General features: G+C 44.4%; 17 protein-coding genes and 1 pseudogene. 8 read left to right on the top strand and 10 right to left on the bottom strand.

Translation table 11 applies throughout. From position 1 onward, the window contains the following. The first annotated feature begins 41 nt into the window (after positions 1-41). Positions 42-1,295, top strand: a complete 1,254-nt coding sequence (locus C8322_RS00195) for a hypothetical protein (RefSeq protein ID WP_108675727.1) — start codon at positions 42-44, stop codon at positions 1,293-1,295. Positions 1,296-1,362: 67 nt separating this feature from the next. Here the strand turns inward: C8322_RS00195 and C8322_RS00190 are convergent, their stop codons facing one another. From C8322_RS00190 to mhpT, 3 genes and pseudogenes are all read right to left on the bottom strand, one after another. Continuing rightward, positions 1,363-2,316: a bile acid:sodium symporter family protein gene (locus tag C8322_RS00190; protein WP_108675726.1), complete on the bottom strand. Its 954-nt coding sequence runs from the start codon at positions 2,314-2,316 to the stop codon at positions 1,363-1,365. 113 nt (positions 2,317-2,429) lie between these two features. Then, positions 2,430-3,059 carry a bifunctional nicotinamidase/pyrazinamidase gene (gene pncA / locus C8322_RS00185; protein ID WP_004813881.1) on the bottom strand — a complete coding sequence of 210 codons (630 nt, stop codon included), beginning with the start codon at positions 3,057-3,059 and terminating at the stop codon, positions 2,430-2,432. A gap of 608 nt (positions 3,060-3,667) precedes the next feature. Next, positions 3,668-4,880: pseudogene (gene mhpT, locus C8322_RS00180) on the bottom strand (3-(3-hydroxy-phenyl)propionate transporter MhpT). Positions 4,881-5,607: 727 nt separating this feature from the next. Here mhpT and dapA point away from each other — a divergent pair. Genes dapA through purC form a run of 3 tightly spaced genes read left to right on the top strand, consistent with a single transcriptional unit; the run spans position 5,608 to position 7,883 of the window. Next, positions 5,608-6,507, top strand: a complete 900-nt coding sequence (dapA, locus tag C8322_RS00175) for a 4-hydroxy-tetrahydrodipicolinate synthase (protein WP_008305869.1) — start codon at positions 5,608-5,610, stop codon at positions 6,505-6,507. Between the two features lie 12 nt (positions 6,508-6,519). Next, entirely contained in the window at positions 6,520-7,125 is a 606-nt protein-coding gene (locus tag C8322_RS00170; RefSeq protein ID WP_004781397.1) for a hypothetical protein, read from the top strand. A 38-nt stretch (positions 7,126-7,163) separates the two neighbouring features. Then, a complete protein-coding gene (gene purC / locus C8322_RS00165; RefSeq protein WP_004781395.1) occupies positions 7,164-7,883 on the top strand; it encodes a phosphoribosylaminoimidazolesuccinocarboxamide synthase in 720 nt (239 codons plus the stop codon). 267 nt (positions 7,884-8,150) lie between these two features. Here the strand turns inward: purC and C8322_RS00160 are convergent, their stop codons facing one another. Next, positions 8,151-9,422 carry a replication-associated recombination protein A gene (locus C8322_RS00160; RefSeq protein ID WP_008305874.1) on the bottom strand — a complete coding sequence of 424 codons (1,272 nt, stop codon included), beginning with the start codon at positions 9,420-9,422 and terminating at the stop codon, positions 8,151-8,153. A gap of 237 nt (positions 9,423-9,659) precedes the next feature. On the opposite strand from C8322_RS00160, the gene C8322_RS00155 reads away from it, so the two are divergent. Next, complete coding sequence (locus C8322_RS00155; RefSeq protein WP_108675724.1) at positions 9,660-11,822, top strand: putative bifunctional diguanylate cyclase/phosphodiesterase; 2,163 nt, start codon at positions 9,660-9,662, stop codon at positions 11,820-11,822. Between the two features lie 43 nt (positions 11,823-11,865). Here C8322_RS00155 and C8322_RS00150 read toward each other — a convergent pair whose 3' ends face one another. Then, positions 11,866-12,318: a YcgN family cysteine cluster protein gene (locus tag C8322_RS00150; protein ID WP_004781392.1), complete on the bottom strand. Its 453-nt coding sequence runs from the start codon at positions 12,316-12,318 to the stop codon at positions 11,866-11,868. A gap of 192 nt (positions 12,319-12,510) precedes the next feature. Between C8322_RS00150 and C8322_RS00145 the strand changes: the two genes are divergently transcribed. Continuing rightward, positions 12,511-12,669: a DUF1328 domain-containing protein gene (locus C8322_RS00145; protein WP_004647174.1), complete on the top strand. Its 159-nt coding sequence runs from the start codon at positions 12,511-12,513 to the stop codon at positions 12,667-12,669. Positions 12,670-12,752: 83 nt separating this feature from the next. On the opposite strand, the gene murJ is transcribed toward C8322_RS00145, so the two are convergent. Together murJ and ampD are read right to left on the bottom strand one after the other, a co-directional pair. Then, the gene (gene murJ, locus C8322_RS00140; protein WP_171334340.1) at positions 12,753-14,303 is read right to left on the bottom strand and encodes a murein biosynthesis integral membrane protein MurJ; all 1,551 of its coding nucleotides are present in this window, start codon (positions 14,301-14,303) and stop codon (positions 12,753-12,755) included. 77 nt (positions 14,304-14,380) lie between these two features. Further along, a complete protein-coding gene (gene ampD, locus C8322_RS00135; protein WP_108675722.1) occupies positions 14,381-14,953 on the bottom strand; it encodes a 1,6-anhydro-N-acetylmuramyl-L-alanine amidase AmpD in 573 nt (190 codons plus the stop codon). Between the two features lie 181 nt (positions 14,954-15,134). Here ampD and nadC point away from each other — a divergent pair, with 181 nt between their 5' ends. Continuing rightward, the gene (gene nadC, locus C8322_RS00130) at positions 15,135-15,980 is read left to right on the top strand and encodes a carboxylating nicotinate-nucleotide diphosphorylase (RefSeq protein WP_108675721.1); all 846 of its coding nucleotides are present in this window, start codon (positions 15,135-15,137) and stop codon (positions 15,978-15,980) included. A gap of 87 nt (positions 15,981-16,067) precedes the next feature. Here the strand turns inward: nadC and C8322_RS14655 are convergent, their stop codons facing one another. Together C8322_RS14655 and rph are read right to left on the bottom strand one after the other, a co-directional pair. Then, the gene (locus tag C8322_RS14655) at positions 16,068-16,190 is read right to left on the bottom strand and encodes a hypothetical protein (protein ID WP_005232802.1); all 123 of its coding nucleotides are present in this window, start codon (positions 16,188-16,190) and stop codon (positions 16,068-16,070) included. 149 nt (positions 16,191-16,339) lie between these two features. Further along, positions 16,340-17,056 carry a ribonuclease PH gene (gene rph / locus C8322_RS00125; RefSeq protein WP_008305896.1) on the bottom strand — a complete coding sequence of 239 codons (717 nt, stop codon included), beginning with the start codon at positions 17,054-17,056 and terminating at the stop codon, positions 16,340-16,342. Between the two features lie 198 nt (positions 17,057-17,254). Between rph and C8322_RS00120 the strand changes: the two genes are divergently transcribed. Beyond that, on the top strand, positions 17,255-17,884 hold the full coding sequence (locus tag C8322_RS00120) for a TetR family transcriptional regulator (protein ID WP_004813904.1): 630 nt from the start codon (positions 17,255-17,257) through the stop codon (positions 17,882-17,884). Positions 17,885-17,967: 83 nt separating this feature from the next. Here C8322_RS00120 and C8322_RS00115 read toward each other — a convergent pair whose 3' ends face one another. After that, entirely contained in the window at positions 17,968-18,582 is a 615-nt protein-coding gene (locus C8322_RS00115) for a thiol:disulfide interchange protein DsbA/DsbL (RefSeq protein WP_004813905.1), read from the bottom strand. Positions 18,583-18,678: the final 96 nt, after the last annotated feature.

Here is an 18,678-nt window from a genome sequence, read left to right as displayed (position 1 = left end):
ATCATAATCGAATTTGAATAGAATTGCCTTGGAAGTTTACGTTGAATGCGCCTAGACAAGGGCTATTTGCTAGCCTACTGATTATAAGTTTTGCCCTTCATACCTTCTTACTGGTATTGGCAACCACTCACCAGCTGAATGAAAACCGTGCCAGCCAAGGTCAGCTCATGACCAGTCAACTGGTGACAGACAGCCTGGCTGAGCTGGATCCAGCCAATCGTGTTTCACTGGCTTTACTGGCAAATCGTTATTCCACTAACCCAAGTGTTGCCTCAATTCGCATCCTGGATGCAAATGCTCAGGTTTTAGCCACTAGTGGTCTGACGAAAACCCGAGATGGCGAGGTTTTTGTCCGCGAAGCATTACTTAACGAGAAAAAAGTCGGTTCAGTTGAGATTACTTTGATTGAGCCAAGTATCGGTGAAATTCTGCGTACCCAGTGGACAGCGATTTTATCCTCTTTCATTCTGCATAGTTTATTATGGTTAGCTTATCGCGCCATTGCCCGTCCAAGCCGCAGTGAATACCTGGCGCGCATCAATAATGAATCACGTCTGAAATTTGAAATTCAGACGCTGACTCAGGCCCTGGAACAGGAAAAACACAATGCAGCTTTGGCAATTGCTCAGGCACAGCAAGCGGTTCACAATAAGCCAAAGGAAAAAGACAGCACGCCGGCTGTAGTCGAAAAAGATACTCTTTCGCTGAATATCCAGTTCTATGATCCCAAACAGCTGCTGGATTCGGTCAACAAGACTGTGTCTGTGCCTTATTTCAACCTGTGTCAGATCTTCCTAAATAAGGCCACTGAACTATGTGTGCAGCATTATAAGCTGAACAGCTCGGATGTCTGGACGGTACACAAGTTTGATGAAAAAGGTGCAACGCTGAGTATTGCCGCAGACAAGCCCAATGCCCTCGCCTGCCTCACCCTGATCAGCTATGTCTTCCAGTTACTTTCTGAAGTGCTGTACAAACGCTACCGTGAAGATAAACGTTTTGTCTTGCAGACACGTAGCGCGATTGCTTCGAAAGTGGATGAAATGCAGCTGAATTCAGCTCAAGCGGCTGAACGTCTGGCACAGCAACTGATAGCGCGTGAAAGTGCGGTACATGTCCCGAACTTCTTACTTAAATCTATTTCTGATCACTATGAACTGGTCAGCATGCCAAATCCAACCAATGTCCTAACTCGTCATGCTTTCGTGATGAATGGGATGGATGCCGAGATGGCAGAACTGGCGCAAAGCTTCCGAACCGATATCCTGAAATCGAAACAATCTAAAGCCTCCTAATAAATTTTGAAGAGTAAAAAGCCCGATCTTAGCATCGGGCTTTTTTTATTCCTTGTTTCTGCTGGCATCAGTTCTGCTGATCAGTCTCAGCGGGTTTTCTGGCTGCCCAATAAGTGGCCAAGGCTGGTCCGGAAATATTGTGCCACAAGCTAAAAATGGCGCTCGGTACGGCTGTGATGGGAGATGCAGCAAAATGGGTTGCAGCCAAAGCCACACCTAGCCCTGAGTTCTGCATGCCCACTTCAATCGACACCGCACGGCAGTCAATTTCAGCCAGTTTCAAGATTCTGCTGGCCCAATAACCGAGTAAATAACCCAAGCCATTGTGTAAGGCGACAATGCCTAAAATCATTAGTCCAGATTCCAGAATCTGGGTTTTGCTGCCAGCAATAATTGCGGCGACAATTGCAACAATCGCAATCACCGAGATCAGTGGCATTACCTGGATATAAGCCTCAACTTTAGCCTTTAAAATGGCACGAATAATCAGGCCTAAAATAATCGGAAATAATACCACTTGCAGAATTGATACCAGCATTGACCAGGCATTGATCTCAATCCACTGACTGGCCAGCAGATAGAAAATAGCCGGGGTTAAAACAGGTGCCAGCAAAGTTGAAACCGAAGTACAGGCCACAGACAGCGCGGTATTGCCCTTGGCCATGTAGGTAATCACATTGGATGCAGTTCCACCTGGGCAGCAACCAACCAGGATTACCCCAATCGCAATTTCAGCCGGGAGCTGAAACAGCTGACATAGGAGAAAAGCCAGCCCTGGCATCACTATAAACTGGGCCACTACCCCAATTGCCACTGCTTTTGGACTCTGTAACACACTTTTAAAATCGCCTACTGTCATGGTCATGCCCATACCTAGCATGATCAGGCCCAACATCCAGGGAATATAGGCACGTAGCCAGACAAAAAGCTCCGGTAGCATCAGGGCAATGGCAGAAAACAGAATCACCCACAAAGCAAAGGTCTTTTGGACAAACTGGCTAAATTGAAGGAGTGCTGACATGGGGAAATCCGGGGGCATTTAAAAGGAAATCGAGGCATCGTTTGATGCCTCAAAATATATAAATATATCAACTCGTCTGAAAGCAGATCAGCTCAAAAATAAAAAGCCAGCGCTTAGGCCACATCGATTATATCTTTCAGATAAATCCTTTTTACTCCTTGAGCCAGCATATCCTGCCAGGCATGTTGCAGTGAACCATTTAGGTCAATGCCTTTAGTAGCATCCGCAATTACATAGGACTTAAAACCCAGTTTGCAGGCATCCATCGCTGTCCACGCCACACAGAAATCGGTGGCAATTCCAACAATAAATACCGTATCGATACCACGTTCTCGCAGATAACCTGCCAGACCGGTACTGGTTTTCCGGTCTGCTTCCATAAAAGCAGAGTAACTGTCGATATTTTGATGAAAGCCTTTGCGAATAATCAGCTGCGCTTGTGGCAGATCCAATTCTGGATGCAGTTCAGCATCCGCAGTGCCCTGCACACAGTGGCTTGGCCAGAGCACCTGAGGGCCATACTCTAGCTGGATCGTGTCATAGGTAGCTTTGTCAGGATGATGAGCTGCAAAGGAAATGTGATTTTCTGGATGCCAGTCCTGGGTCAGTACAATATTACTAAAGTATTGTCCTAGTTGATTGATATTCGGAATAATCTGATCCGCACCTGCGACTGCCAGATTACCTCCCGGGGTAAATCCCTTCTGAACATCCACAACAATCAACGCGGCATTCTGCTGCATACGCTCTCATTCCTTGAAATCTTGATGATGCCCAAGCATAGCCTAAAAACCATGCTGTTTTTTAGTCCCGGTGACAAAAATAGAATGACTGCGCATTCTGACAAAAATCATATTCGGGCAATTCTTGGGCCAAATGGCGCACAAAACGTAAGTAGATTTTGGCTTTACCTGGCATTGTGGTACGAAAGTAAAAATAAGCCAGTGTATGACGTCGTATATAGCCAATCAAAATATTCCGGCATTACATCATTAGCTTAAAGACATTGATCTATAGATTGACATCATCATACGCGCTTGATCTTCAAAGCTGAGCTATGCCCGTCCAGAAAGAGTGTGTTTGAGTTTCAAGGAGATGAGGTAACTCAAGCTCAATTTCGTCCTGAATGATTCATAGCGTATAGTTTTGATGTTGTTATAGGAAATGCGCAATACGTAGTTTTTGAGCCAAGCACTCTTTCTTATTTGTAATTATTTTTTAGTATAATCATGACAAATGTGGCTGAATTTGAATAGCGACATAGGTTTTAAGACGTTCATTTATGTCGTTTGAATCATCCTTTGAGGCATAAAAAAACCCGCATCCTGCGGGTTTTTTTATTCAGTTTCGCTTATGCCACACTGTTCATTTTACGAACCAAGAACAACATGAATACTGCTGAGATAATAATACATGGGATCGCTGCTGAGATTACACCCGCCGCACCGAAGCCTGCAGTTAACAGACTACCTGCAATTGCTGGTCCAAGCATTGCACCAATACGGCCTACTGCTGATGCAACACCAACACCCGTACCACGAACTTCTGTTGGGTAAACGATACCACCGAAGGCATACAATACACCTTGACAGCCAATAACGAATGCACCCACTAGCGCTGATGCCATGTACATTTGTGTTAATGAACCTGCGGCGTTTAGCGCCAATAGACCTGCCAAGATACCGCCGTACATCAACAGAATGACATACGCTTTTTTCAGGCGATCCGTCAGCATACCCAGAATCACGGTACCAATCGTTGCAGTCGCCATGAAATAGAACTGTGCAGTTGAACCATCTTTACGGGTGAAGCCCAGCTCCATAAAGAGTGAAGGCAACCAGCTCAACATGATGTACACCACTATCAGGGTGAAGAAGTAGCTCACCCAGATACACAGCGTACGAAGTAGGTTGTCAGAGTTAAACAAATCCTTGAATGAACCCTGAGGAGATGCTGCACGTTCTGCGGCTGTCTTGTTTTGTGCCTTTATGTATTCTTTAGATTCAGGCAGACACACCATCATCAGAGGAATCACAATGATGGGCAATAAACCACCCAAGTAAAAAAACATTTTTCCAGTTTGCACCGAATTCAGTTGCTGCGATTAAAGACAAGATTGCAGCACCCACTGGCATACCACAGTACATCAGGCCCACGGCACGTCCACGGTTTTGTGGAGCCACGGCTTCAGAAGCTAAAGTGATCAGAATCGGCATTGCACCGCCAAGACCCGCACCCGCCAGAAAACGAACTGCCAGCAAGGTGTGGAAACTGTTCACCCACACGGTACATAAGGTAAATAGTGCAAAAATTGTGGTTGACCAGATTAAAACTTTCTTACGACCAAGACGGTCCGCGAATCGACCACCGACCAGTGCACCAGGCAATAAGCCCAGAATCCCTGCACTAAAAAATACACCCAATTGTGAGCTATCAAGACCAAAGTGCTCACGAATACCAGCAGCGGCAATCCCGGCAGCCTGAATATCCAGGCCTTCAATCGCAGCGATCAGAAAGCAGATCCCTACCGTGATGATCGCGTGCTTATTGTCTGATTTTTCCATGGAATATCCTTGTTCAATCAGCGTTCAAAAGAGAGGCCATCATCTATGAGCCGCTAAAGAGAATTAACTACCAATAAGTTGAACAATTTGCTCGGATATACTGAAAAATCCAGAAAATTAATGACTTTAAGATGCTGTTCGATAAAGTCAAAAAAGCAATTAATGAGAAGTATTAAAATCCCAGTATTTTTGGATTTAGACTTATACATCAAACCCGGAAATTCAACAGTGAGAAAAATTCAGGGCCGATCACTAATACGAAAAAAAGATTAGTTCAGGCATTTTTGCTTTTTATTCATCATAAATGAGGTTTATTATTCGATATATTTTAGCTCTTAATTCATCAAATATAAATATTAATACTCCCCTAAAACGCCATAAAAGAATGTTTTCTAAATCTATTTAATTCACTTAAGTGACTTATTCTGTGTATTTTTTACTGAAAAAATGAATTCATTAGCTTTCATACTGCTGGAGGATAAAGGATGATTTGGACAGCAAAAAATCATAACGATTAAAACTTGATTGTTGCCTAGAGGCTTTGTATAAAGAATTCAGTGGCTTTTACTAAAGCATATTGTTCTTATGCGTTTGATCAGTCATAATTTGCATAAGCAATATTCAATTCAGTGCAAATCTATTGAATTTGCTACAAATCAAAATACAAACCCATCCCAAATATGTTTTCTCATTCTCTTCGGATGGACAAATAGGATAGTTTTTTAAAATGACTCAGCAAGCACAGACCATTCAGGGTTCCATTGTCGCAATCGTCACCCCCATGTTTGAAGATGGCAGCGTAGATTGGAAGGGTCTCGAGAAGCTGGTTGAGTGGCATATTGCAGAAGGCACTAACAGTATCGTCGCGGTTGGTACTACTGGTGAAGCATCAACGCTCAGCATGAGCGAGCACACTCAAGTGATCAAAGAAATCATTCGTGTTGCCAACAAACGTATTCCTATCATTGCCGGTACAGGCGCAAACTCGACTCGTGAAGCAATCGAGCTGACTCAGGAAGCCAAAGAACTTGGCGCTGATGCTGCCCTGCTGGTTACTCCTTACTACAACAAACCGACTCAGGAAGGTCTATACCAGCATTATAAAGCGATTGCTGAAGCGGTTGACCTACCTCAAATTCTTTATAACGTTCCAGGTCGTACTGGCGTAGATATGGCCAACGAAACCGTGATCCGTCTGGCAGATATTCCACAGATCGTGGGCATTAAAGATGCAACAGGTGATGTAGCCCGTGGTGCTGCCCTGATTGAAGGTCTGACAGGCAAAAACATGACTGTTTACTCAGGTGATGATGCAACTGCCTATGAGTTAATGGGTCATGGTGCCAAAGGTAATATCTCTGTGACTGCTAACGTTGCACCAAAAGTCATGAGTGAAGTATGTGCTGCAGCCATTGCAGGCGATGCGGCAGGTGCTGAAGAGCTCAATGCTCAGGTTGCAAATTTACACAATATTCTATTTTGCGAATCAAACCCAATTCCTGTGAAATGGGCTCTCCATGATATGGGCTTAATTGGTACAGGTATTCGCCTTCCATTAACACCACTTGCAGAACAATATCGCGCTCCGCTTCATGAGGCACTTGTAGAAGCGAGCGTCATTAAATAAAGAGCAACGATTATGCAATTACGTTTAGGACTTACCCTGGCACTTTCAGTATTCAGTTTAGCAGGTTGTAGTTCAATGGCCTTTAAAAACGGTACCTTGGACTATAAAGAGACAACCACGCTGCAACCATTACAATATCCTGAAGGGTCAATGGTTCGTCCTGCAACGCCTTTGTACCCTGCTCCGACCGTAGATCCGCTTGCCCTGGAAAATGCACCAAAGCTTGAAAATCAGCGTGGTAACCGCTTTGCGATGCCACGTCCTACTGCACAGCCAGTAAATTCAACTCAAGCAGATGAAACTCAAGAAAATTTTTCGGGAAAGCCGCAATTAGTCACTGACGGAAATCAAAATCCACTGCTCAAAATTGATGGAAATGCTGCTACAATATGGCAATACACTCTTGCCACGCTTAGCAGCCTTAACCATTCTATCGTTGGTCAAAATAAAGATCGTTATGAAGTAGCGATTCAGGTCGATCAGCAAACCTATGTTTTAAGACTCTCTCCCGCAGGTTCGAGTAACACCCTGGCTGTGTTTAATCCCGATAACAGTTTTGCCGACCGCGAAAAAGCAGCAGAACTGTTAAACCAGATTTACCAAAATTGGCCAGCCTAGACATTTTCTAGGCATTTTTTTTTGTAGAAGGTTCCCTCATGTTAAAACAAACCTTGCTCTATACTGGTAAAGCGAAATCTGTCTATACCACGGACAGTGAAGACCACCTGATTTTAGTTTTTCGTGACGATGCGTCCGCATTCAATGGCGAAAAAATCGAACAACTGGATCGTAAAGGTAAGGTGAATAACCGTTTTAACGCCTTCATCATGGAAAAGCTGGCTGCTGCTGGTATTGAAACTCATTTTGAGAAACTGCTGACACCGACTGAAGTGCTGGTGAAAAAACTTAAAATGATTCCAGTAGAATGTGTAGTACGTAACTATGCTGCGGGTTCTTTATGCCGTCGTCTTGGTGTAGAAGAAGGTAAAGAGTTAACGCCTCCAACATTCGAATTGTTCTTCAAGGATGACGCGCTAGGCGATCCAATGGTGAACGAATCTCAAGCGATTGCTTTAGGTTGGGCGACTGCTGAACAACTGGCAAAAATGAAAGAACTGACTTACCAAGTGAACGATGTGCTTAAAGCATTATTCGAAGCGGGTAATATGCTTCTGGTTGACTTTAAACTTGAATTTGGTGTGTTCCACGACCGTATCGTACTGGGTGACGAATTCTCTCCAGACGGCTGTCGTCTATGGGATAAAGACACCAAGAAAAAACTGGATAAAGACCGTTTCCGTCAAGGCCTAGGCGGTGTGGTTGAAGCGTACGAAGAAGTTGCAGCACGTTTAGGTATCAATCTTGAAGATATCTAAGCACTAATAATGCTTCAAAGAACCGGGCAAATAGCCCGGTTTTTTATTGTCTAATCTTATGATCGAAAAAATGAATTTTATTAATAAAAATGATCGTTTTTACATTATTCAATGCATGCCTTAATATTACTGCATCCCAGCCACATCCCCAGCAGATGCAATCCATCTGGTGTTGTCGGCTAGATTTATACCCTTACCCTCTAGGATGTATCTCCCCCAAGACATCCTATTTCAGCCCAATTCTCCTTGAATTGGGCTTTTTTTTGTTTACTGCTGCTGTTGTTCCTGCCAGCGACGTTGTTGCAGACGTTCGCCTTCCACTTCACGCTTATTACGTGCCGATTCGTACAGTTTGGTGCCTTTCAGCTCAGGCGGCAGGTAATCTTGCAAAACAAAATGTTCCGGATAGTTATGCGGATACAGATAATTCACTCCATAACCCTGCTCTTTCATCAACTTGGTGGTTGCATTACGCAGATGTAAAGGCACTGGCAAATTGGCCGTTTTTTCAGCCAGATCCATCGCCTTGTTAATCGCGAGATAGGTACTATTACTTTTGGCACTGGTCGCCAGGTAAACCGCACATTGTCCCAGAATAATCCGGCATTCCGGCATACCAATCGCTTGAACTGAGCGGAAGCATTCACCCGCTAGCAACAAGGCATTCGGATTGGAATTGCCAATATCTTCTGATGCCGCAATCAGCATACGGCGGGCAATAAAGACCGGATCTTCACCACCTTTCAGCATACGTGCCATCCAGTACAGGGCAGCATCCGGATCACTACCACGAATCGACTTGATGAAGGCCGAAACCAGATCATAGTGCTGCTCGCCAGACTTGTCATAACGGGCAATATTCTGCTGTGCGACTTTGACCACAATCGCATTAGTAATGATATTTTCCTGATCAGCCTCAAAAGTACTGGCAATCAGATCTAGTAGATTGAGTGCCTTACGCGCATCCCCTGCGGCAAACTGCAATAAGGCGTCAAATTCTTCAATCTGGATATAGCGTTCCTGCAGGAATTTGTCAGTCTGAATCGCCTGAGTTAGTAAAGTCTGAATCGCTTCGTCACTCAGCGCATTCAAGGTATAGACCTGACAACGTGACAGCAAGGCACTGTTGACTTCAAAAGATGGATTTTCCGTCGTCGCGCCAATCAGGGTAATTTTGCCTTTTTCGACGGCATTCAGCAGTGCATCCTGCTGGGATTTATTAAAACGGTGAATCTCGTCAATAAACACTACAGGCGTCAGCAGATCAACACTTTCCGCAATGACTTCACGCAATTCTTTCACACCGGTATTGAGTGCAGACAGGCTGATAAATGGCCGGTCCACCGCTTGGGCAAGTAGCAAGGCAATCGTGGTTTTACCTACTCCAGGTGGACCCCAGAAGATAATCGATGGTAAATGCCCTTGGTCAATCATCTGACGTAGAGGTGCATTCTCTCCAAGCAAGTGATCCTGCCCGATAATTTCTGCAAGGTCGCGAGGCCGCAAGCGTTCTGGAAGCGGGATATGACTGTCTGACATCTTATTATTGGCTCAAATTAAATTCTGCTTTCATTCTAACACTGGTAGTTTTGATTCCAATATTTCAAACATTTATGAGAAAAATTTAATTTATGTAAGAAATCTCTATTTTTTTTACAATGAATGGATTAATCTTATGAAAAGTAGATAAATAGAACATGATTAATTACAGGTTAATAACCTTGTAAATTTCACATTATCTCATATTAATTAGAATGGACTTGAGCAACTGATTGGATGCTCTTTGGGTGGTATCGGTGGGGATGCATGAAGCATAATAAATCTAGACGAACAACTGCAGAATGCGCTGATTCGCTTATTTCAACCTTGATACAATCTTCTAATGAACAACAGGCAAAATCCAGATTATTACAAGATCTGATCAATGATGTGCCGCATCCGCTTTGGGTGCTGGGCAAGGATAATATTGAATATTTTAATCAGGCACTTTCGGATTATTTAGGTACCAATTTAAGTGAATATGGTCCTAAAGAATGGCAAAGCCTGATTCATCCAGATGATCAGCCAACGTTTTCTGAGCAATGGCATGCTGGCCTGAATCAGCAACAAGGCTTTAATACCCAGTGCCGGATTAAATCGGCTGATTCCAGCTACCGTATGTGTGCCTTGGCCATCAAGTTTCAGCATACAGCAGAACATCTGCTGCAATGGTCGGTATCACTGACCGATATCCATGAATATTTTGAGATTCAGCAACAACTGTCTCAGGTGATTTCTACCCAAAAAAACATGCTGGATGCCAGTGTCGATTGTATTAAAGTGATGTCTCCACAAGGCGAAATCCGTCATATCAATCAGTCAGCCTGTCATAAGTTAGGGATTGATCCTGAACAGCAGCCTGCCCCGCATTCATGGTTAAGCCTGTTACCCGCTGAAGTTAAAAAAACCGGACAACGCGCTTTAAAACAGGCTGCTCAAGGTTTAAATAGCCGTTTTGTAGAAAAAGCCCAGACGGAGAATGAGGACCCACAATACTGGGATCATTTACTGACTCCAGTATTGGACGAAAATAATATTCCCCAAAATATCCTGTGTGTTTCACGCAATGTCAGTCAGCAAAAAATAGTTGAAAGCCGTTTAAAAGCCGTAATTCAGCGTGATGAGCTGACCGGACTGTATAACCGCAATGCCTTTTATAAGACCTTTAAACAGGTACTGCTAAAAGCCAAGCAACAGCAAATAATGGTTGGCCTGCTCCTGATCGACCTAGACTATTTCCGGTATATCAATGACACTTTGAGTCATATTGCCGGGGACCATTTGCTGCATGTCTTGGGCAAGCGTTTTCAGGCCTGTTTTGGCTCCAATAATATAGTCGTTGCCCGTCTGGGTGGCGATGAGTTTGCTATTTTAGTCAAAAACCTGGAAAACGAAGCCCAGCTGATTAATACTGCACAACTGGCCTATGCCCAACTGGAACAACCAGTGAGTTATGTCGGCCATCGTATGAGTATCGGTATGAGTATCGGTTGTACCGTTTATCCGCGTGATGCCCAGAATAGTTCCAACCTGCTGAAATGTGCCGATATTGCCCTGAATGATCTGAAAAATAGTGGTCGTGGCGGGATTCGCATGTTTAATCAGGAGATGTTCAGGTCACTGGAAAACATGACCAAACAACTGACGCTGGCACGCAAGATTATTCATGCGGATCAGATTATTCCTTATTATCAGCCTAAGGTTCACCTTTCTGATGGTGAGGTGATTGGTTTCGAAGCCTTACTGCGTTGGCAGGATCAACAGCATCAGATCCAGTTACCCTCTCATATTTTTTCTGCTTTCCAGGACTATGATTTAGCTTCGCGCATCAGTGAAACCATGCAGCTAAAAGTCTTTGAGGATATGAGCCGCTGGCAAGCCGAGGGTCTGGATATACTGCCAATTTCAATCAATGCAGCTCCAGTTGAATTCCTGCGCGATGACTATGCTGAGAAATTCCTGGCTCGTCTATCCCGATTCGATATTCCTGCACATAAGGTTGAACTGGAAATTACCGAGCAGAGCTTATCCGAAGGCGGAGCCAATTATGTGATCCGGGCACTAAACCTGCTAAAAAAACATGGAATTCATATTTCTCTGGATGACTTCGGTACCGGTCATTCTTCCCTGACCCGTTTACAGGAATATCCGGTCGACTGCATCAAGATTGATCGCAACTTTGTAGAACGCATGAACAATGATCCGTCTGCGCTGGCCATTGTCAAAGCCATTACCCAGATTGGTTCCAGTATTTCTCTGGATGTACTGGTCGAGGGTATTGAAAATACTGAACAACTGGACACGCTAATCAATTGTGATTGCCAGATCGGACAAGGTTTTTATTTTTACCGACCTATGTCGGGGTCTTCAGCACAGCAACTGCTACAACAGGCAGCTTAATTTTTTTATTTAATCATTTGACGAGGTTGGATTGCGCTAACAGCTAGCGCACCCAGCGTACGATATATTCATCAATTTCATCTTCATCAATATCGACTTCACTTAAGCAGCGACCAGCAGCAGATTTTTTGGCCTGAATTACGCTTTGTCGTGAACCTGTCTTCAGATAATGCCAGGATGGCAGGCTTTTCCCTTCAGCAACTCGGCGATAGGCACAGCTTGATGGCAACCAGTGAATGGTGTCCAGTTTCTCAGGTGTTAGCTGGATACAATCGGGCACATATTGCAGCCGGTTCGGATAATCCGAACAGCGGGCAGTTTTACAGTCCAGTAATTTGCAAGCCACTTTGGTATAGGCAACTTCGTGGGTGTCTTCATCTTCCAGCTTGATCAGGCAGCAAAGCCCACAACCATCACAAAGCGCTTCCCATTCTTCTGGTGTCAGCTCAGTGAGACTATATTTTTTCCAGAAGTATGGACGTAAGGCATCAGACATAATCAAAACGGCTATGGTAAAAATCAGCTTATTATACCAAGTCTCAACAAAGGAAATGTAGGGACGTGAATCTTATTAATATCACGTAAACTATTGTTAAATCAGAGACAGTACATCAACAAAACACTAACAGTGCCCAAAATCGAATATTCCTATACTGGATTTGAGAATAAAAACACATGGAGAATTGATATGTTTCGCTGGGCTATTATTTTTGCTGTGATTGCCTTAATTGCCAGTCTACTTGGTTTCGGTGGAGTAGCAGGCTTATCTAAGGATTTCGCGATTATCTTATTGGTGATTGCCGTTATTCTTGCCATTGTTGGTTTCCTTTCTCGCGGCAAGGTCTAGCGACTGATTTTTGCTTAAGGAAAAGTTTCCTACAGAAAAAACAAGAGCCATTTGGCTCTTGTTTTTTATGCGCCCAAAATGGATTACGGTTTGATATGGCGTGGTCTGAAACCAGCAGCGACCAATGCGGCCAAATACGCCACTACCCCGACCACACATAAAATCAGTACTTCCAGTACACGCATCCACTGTGATACATCACCATTGTACCAGCTCAGTGCATAGACCAAAGCTGCAATCATCACCACATTGGCAAACATGAATTGCAGGAAGATTTTTTTCCAGTGTGCACCAAAGCGGAAAATATTGCGTTGATGCAGATAAAAATACAGCAGACCCGCATTGACCATGGCTGAACCGGTCGAAGCCAGTGCCAGCGCCATATGTTCCGCTTCCCAATGAATCAGCTTAAAGAAACCAATAAAGATCACGTTCAGAATTGCATTGGCTGCTACTGCCATTAAACCGACGCGTACCGGTGTACGGGTATCCTGCTGGGCATAAAAGCCGGGAGCAAAGACTTTAATCAGCATAAAGGCAATCACACCGCCACTCATACATTGCAGTGCCAAGGCAGTCATCTGGGTATCTTCAAAAGTGAATTGTCCGCGTTCAAATAATGCCTGAATAATCGGTGTTGACAGCATGAACAAGGCAATACTGGCTGGTAGACCCACCAGTACGATGACTTTCGCTGCCCAATCCATCATGCCACGGAATTTTTCCGGGTTCTTTTCCGTATGCTGTGTGGATAAAGACGGCAGAATCACGGTACCGATTGCGACGCCAATCAGACCCAATGGTAATTCGGTCATCCGTTCAGCACTATATAGCCAGGACACTGAACCATCCTGCATGAAAGAAGCCCAAACCGTATTCAGTAACAGGTTGATCTGTGTGACCGATACACCAAACAAAGCGGGTAGCATCAGTTTCATGATGCGATCCACCCCTTCATGCTTGAAGTCTACTTTCGGTGGAATCAACAGGTTTTTACGCCATAATTCTGGAATCTGGATTGCCAGCTGCAAAATACCGGCAATTACGACTGCCCAGCCTAGCGCCATAATCGGCTCTGCCATAAAAGGGGTGAGCCAGAGCGCACCTGCAATCATGGCAATATTCAATAAGACCGGAGCAAAGGCTGGCGTACTGAAAGAGCCATAACTGTTCAGAATACTGCTGGCAAAAGCCGTTAGTGACATAAATAGCAGGTATGGAATGGTCAGGCGGAACATGTCTGTAGCCAGCGCAAACTTTGCTTCATCGCCATGGAACCCTGGCGCATAGATATACATGATCACCGGTGCGGCAATGATGGCAATCATGGTCAGGGTGGTCATGAAAGTAGCCAGACAGCCAAATACCCGGCTGATCAGGATCTGCACTTCTGCATGGGTACGACTGGTTTTATATTCTGTCAGTACCGGAATAAAGGCTTGGGAGAATGCCCCTTCTGCAAATAGCCGTCTGAAAAAGTTTGGAATACGAAATGCCACCACGAAGGTATCGAAATCTTTACCGGCACCGAATACATTCAGTAAAACCACATCCCGGACCAATCCCAGAACCCGCGATAACATGGTCATCGCACTGACAATTACGGTCGAACGCCAAAGCGCCATCCTATTCACCTAATAATTAATTTGGGCCTATTGTAATGAAACTTGCAAAAGAAGTTCATTGCTTAATCACATGACTTCCTGAAGGGTCATGGGTTCTTATAATGTTGTAACTGGGCACGAAAAGCACACCAGTCAAAATACGGTCCCGGATCGGTTTTACGTCCCGGTGCAATGTCCGAATGTCCGGCAATATGCTGCTGCAGTTTGGGATAATAGTCTTGCAAACAGGTGGTAACTTTGACCAAGGCATCATACTGTGCCTGTTCAAACGGCAGGTCATCACTGCCTTCCAGTTCAATCCCGATGGAATAATCATTACATTCTTTTTTGGCCAGATAGCTGGAACGACCTGCATGCCAGGCCCGGTCATTGAAATTCACAAACTGCAGCACTTCACCAGAACGCAAAATCAGCAGATGCACCGACACCTGCATGCCTTCAATAGTTTGAAAATACGGATGCACTGACCAGTCCAGCTGGTTCTGAAAAAACTGTTCAATATAGCCGCCACCAAACTGTGACGGCGGCAGACTGATGTTATGGATCACCAGTAACTGGATATCGGTATGTTCAGGCCGCTGATTAAAATTTGGAGAAGGGATCTGGCGCGCCCCGAGCAATTGCCCGTCCCGGATTTGAAACTCAGCTGCCTGTTGCATAAAACTGTCCTGTACAAAAATAAAATCTGCAATATCAGGATTGCAGCCGGCTTAATGCTAAAACTTTCATAGGCAAATCTCAATTCATCCCGGCAGGCTGTATGAAAAATCGCTCATTTTAATGTAACGGTGTTAAGATAACGCACAATTTTTCACGGCTAAAAAAGATACGGAAATACTCATGAGCATATCTCAGGCTTTGCTAGAACAGTCGATTCAGATCAATATTCAACAGGCACTCTCCGAAGATATTGGCGATGGTGACATTACTGCCCTGCTGACTCCTGAAGATGAACAGGCGACTGCCACGATTATTAGCCGTGAAGCAATGGTTCTTGCTGGTCAGCCTTGGGTCAATGCCCTGATTCAGGCCTATGATCCGAGTGTAGAAGTGATCTGGCTAAAAAATGACGGCGATCATGTCGCTGCCAATGAAGCTTTTCTAAAACTGGCCGGTTCTGCACGTAGCCTACTGACTGTAGAACGCCCTGCCCTGAACTTTGTACAGACGCTGTCTGCAGTTGCGACCAAAACAGCAACCTATGTCAAAGAGTTGGACGGTCTGCATACCAAGCTCTTAGATACCCGTAAAACGCTGCCAGGCTTACGTATTGCCCAAAAATATGCTGTTGCTGTCGGTGGTGGTCAGAATCACCGTTTGGGCCTATTCGATGCCTTTTTGATTAAAGAAAATCATATTATGGCAGCCGGCGGCATTCGCCAGGCGATTGCCATGGCCCACCAGATTGCACCGGGTAAACCAGTTGAAGTGGAAGTTGAAACCTGGGATGAGTTAAATCAGGCCCTAGAAGCCGAGGCTGATATCGTGATGCTGGATAATTTCAGTCAGCAGCAAATGATTGATGCCGTTAAACATGTGGCTGGTCGCTGTAAACTGGAAGCTTCAGGCAATATCACTATTGATAATTTACGTGAAGTGGCGAGTACAGGCGTAGACTATATTTCGATGGGCGTATTGACCAAAGATGTCAAAGCCATTGACCTATCGATGCGTTTTAATAGTTAAAGTTTTATCCATAAAAAAGGGTGCCATAGCACCCTTTTTCTTATTCTCAAGGATATAAATCATAGAGGTTGAATGGCCTCTACTCTGTTAATTGGTATCACTTCCTCGTTCCATATTTGCACCATCACGGTTTTCATCACGAGAATTCGAATCACAGGCAGTTAAACCCAGTACAGCAAATACTGAAAATGCCATCAACCATATTTTCATGTTATAACCCTCTGAATGAGATTTGGTTAAAAGATCATCGCTTAAAACAGAGGTTACACAGTAGACAGATCCTGTTCATTTTTTGTCAGGCAATGTGTAGCTATAATAAAAAACGCATCCGAAGATGCGTTTTGTAAACTCTGGAAATATTACCAGCCCAAAGCTTCTTGCTGTTTCTTGATCAGTTCCTGAATCCCTTTTTCAGCCATGGCCAGCATGTCATTGCATTGCTCACGGGTAAATGGCTTATCTTCAGCAGTACCTTGAATTTCAATAAATTCACCCGCTTGGGTCATCACGACATTCAAGTCAGTCTGGCAGTTAGAATCTTCTTCATAGCAAAGATCTAGTAATACTTCATCTTTGAAAATACCCACAGAAATTGCAGCAACCAGACCTTTAAGTGGATCTTGCTTGATTTTTTTCTTTTCAAGCAACACATTCATCGCATCAATCAATGCTACCGCAGCACCGGTAATAGAGGCTGTACGTGTCCCGCCATCTGCTTGGATCACATCACAGTCGATGGTAATCGTATTTTCACCGAGTTTTTTCAGGTCCACCATAGCGCGCAGGCTACGGCCGATCAGACGCTGGATTTCCTGAGTACGGCCACTCTGTTTGCCACGTGCCGCTTCACGGTCGCTACGGGTATGTGTTGAACGTGGCAGCATGCCATATTCTGCGGTTACCCAGCCTTGGCCCTGACCTTTCAGGAAACGGGGTACCGAGTTGTCAATGCTGGCAGTACAAAGCACTTTAGTATGACCAAATTCAACCAATACTGAACCTTCCGCATAACGTGTGTAATTGCGGGTAATTTTGATGTCACGTAATTGATCTAATGCTCGCTGGTCGATACGCATAAATAAGTCCTGCTTTGACTGAAAAATAATTGCGGCTCAGTATAGCAGAAGCCTCTGCCAAGATTGCCCGGCCCTTGGCATGATTTACAAAATCAATTCAGTCTTGTTCGATCAAAATACAAAATCAGGCCATCTGAATGGCGCTGCGTGATTGCCGATTTTTTGTTAAACTTAAAGGGAAATATCGAGAAGATTTTTATGTCTTTACGTGCAGAACGCAAACAGCAAAGTCATCAGGCAATACTAGATGCCGCACTGGTACTGAGTAGCCGTGGTCGTGCATTTAGCAATATCAGCCTGCGTGAACTGTCCCGTGAAGTTGGACTGGTGCCGACGGCGTTCTACCGGCATTTTAAGGACATGCAGCAATTGGGTCTGGAACTGCTCGACCAAGTCGCCATTAATTTAAAAGGTGTCTTAAATCGGCTGGTAGAAGCTTACTTGTATCAAGTACATTCAGACACTGAAACCTCAATTGGTCTTTTCCTTCAGGCTGTTGAAGAACATCCTGAGCCATGGCTATTTTTTAGTACAGAACGTTGGGGCGGATCAGACTTTTTGCGGACCAGTATTGAGCGAGAACTGCAATTTTTAGTTGCTGATCTGGTCGATGAGCTGGGAAATCTTTATTCCGCTCAGGGAATCAAATCGCCTCAACACTTGAGGCTGCTGATCCAGATGCTCGTGGATTTATCCCTGAATTGGGCGATGGGTTGGCTGAGTATTCAGGGTCTGTCAGATGCCAATCTTCAACAAAGTCGCGCAGCAGAATTTAAAGCTCAGACGGTTATTCAGATGCAACTGCTATTTCAGGGCATTCATGCATAAACAGCCTTCAGGCAGCTAGAATAGATATTTTCAACAATAAAAAACCTGCAGCAATGTGCAGGTTTTTTAAGATCAGGCAGAAATTATTTTGCCTTACGCTCTTTTTCTACCAGGAAATTTACCACCTGAATTACTTTGGCATCATCACCCTGAACGACATACTTACCATTCACGGTCACGGCTGGCACACCCGTTAACTGATAAGATGCGGCTAGATTTTTCGCCTGGGCGATTTTTGAAGAAATCGGGAATGATTTATACGTACTGTTAAATTTCGCTTCTGAAATACCATAACGGGTATAGAACTTGGCGAGTTGTGCTTGTTCTAAAATTGGTTTTTGCTTCGCATGGATATCATGGAACAACTGCAAGTGCGCTTTTTGACGAACACCCAGGGCTTCAGACACATAATAGGCACGTGCTGCCTGTTCCCATAGTGGGTTCATCGCAGCTGGAGTACGGACAAAACGAATATCTTTAGGCAGTTGTTTCAACCAGGTCTGCATATGCGGTTCAAGTGTGTAGCAGTGACCACAGCCATACCAGAAGAATTCACGTACTTCGATTTTCCCTGGCTTTTCAACTTTAACTGGCTTAGCCAGCACTTGATAGTCTTGGCCTGCTACAAAGTTGGCCATCGCACTACCAGAAAATGCTAAAACAGATGCAGCAACAGTGCCTAAAATAAATTTTTTCATTGGAATTATGATCCTCAAAATCTTTATGATTAGCTTATGCAGATACTTTGACATCCTCCCCCAGCTAAAGCAAGGGGATTCCTACTGCTAGACGCT

It is taken from the genome of Acinetobacter sp. SM1B, assembly GCF_003289665.1.
Classification (GTDB): Bacteria; Pseudomonadota; Gammaproteobacteria; order Pseudomonadales; family Moraxellaceae; genus Acinetobacter; species Acinetobacter schindleri.
Note: the sequence above shows the minus strand (reverse complement) of the source record. Positions and strands in the feature narration are given on the sequence as shown.

What these genes read in the sequence shown, in the direction of transcription:
- C8322_RS00190 (WP_108675726.1), bottom strand. Translation starts at nt 2,316, where the DNA reads ATGTCAGCACTCCTTCAATTTAGCCAGTTTGTCCAAAAGACCTTTGCT.
- pncA (WP_004813881.1), bottom strand. Translation starts at nt 3,059, where the DNA reads ATGCAGCAGAATGCCGCGTTGATTGTTGTGGATGTTCAGAAGGGATTT.
- dapA (WP_008305869.1), top strand. Translation starts at nt 5,608, where the DNA reads ATGACTCAGCAAGCACAGACCATTCAGGGTTCCATTGTCGCAATCGTC.
- C8322_RS00170 (WP_004781397.1), top strand. Translation starts at nt 6,520, where the DNA reads ATGCAATTACGTTTAGGACTTACCCTGGCACTTTCAGTATTCAGTTTA.
- purC (WP_004781395.1), top strand. Translation starts at nt 7,164, where the DNA reads ATGTTAAAACAAACCTTGCTCTATACTGGTAAAGCGAAATCTGTCTAT.
- C8322_RS00160 (WP_008305874.1), bottom strand. Translation starts at nt 9,422, where the DNA reads ATGTCAGACAGTCATATCCCGCTTCCAGAACGCTTGCGGCCTCGCGAC.
- C8322_RS00155 (WP_108675724.1), top strand. Translation starts at nt 9,660, where the DNA reads ATGCTCTTTGGGTGGTATCGGTGGGGATGCATGAAGCATAATAAATCT.
- C8322_RS00150 (WP_004781392.1), bottom strand. Translation starts at nt 12,318, where the DNA reads ATGTCTGATGCCTTACGTCCATACTTCTGGAAAAAATATAGTCTCACT.
- C8322_RS00145 (WP_004647174.1), top strand. Translation starts at nt 12,511, where the DNA reads ATGTTTCGCTGGGCTATTATTTTTGCTGTGATTGCCTTAATTGCCAGT.
- ampD (WP_108675722.1), bottom strand. Translation starts at nt 14,953, where the DNA reads ATGCAACAGGCAGCTGAGTTTCAAATCCGGGACGGGCAATTGCTCGGG.
- nadC (WP_108675721.1), top strand. Translation starts at nt 15,135, where the DNA reads ATGAGCATATCTCAGGCTTTGCTAGAACAGTCGATTCAGATCAATATT.
- C8322_RS14655 (WP_005232802.1), bottom strand. Translation starts at nt 16,190, where the DNA reads ATGAAAATATGGTTGATGGCATTTTCAGTATTTGCTGTACTGGGTTTA.
- rph (WP_008305896.1), bottom strand. Translation starts at nt 17,056, where the DNA reads ATGCGTATCGACCAGCGAGCATTAGATCAATTACGTGACATCAAAATT.
- C8322_RS00120 (WP_004813904.1), top strand. Translation starts at nt 17,255, where the DNA reads ATGTCTTTACGTGCAGAACGCAAACAGCAAAGTCATCAGGCAATACTA.
- C8322_RS00115 (WP_004813905.1), bottom strand. Translation starts at nt 18,582, where the DNA reads ATGAAAAAATTTATTTTAGGCACTGTTGCTGCATCTGTTTTAGCATTT.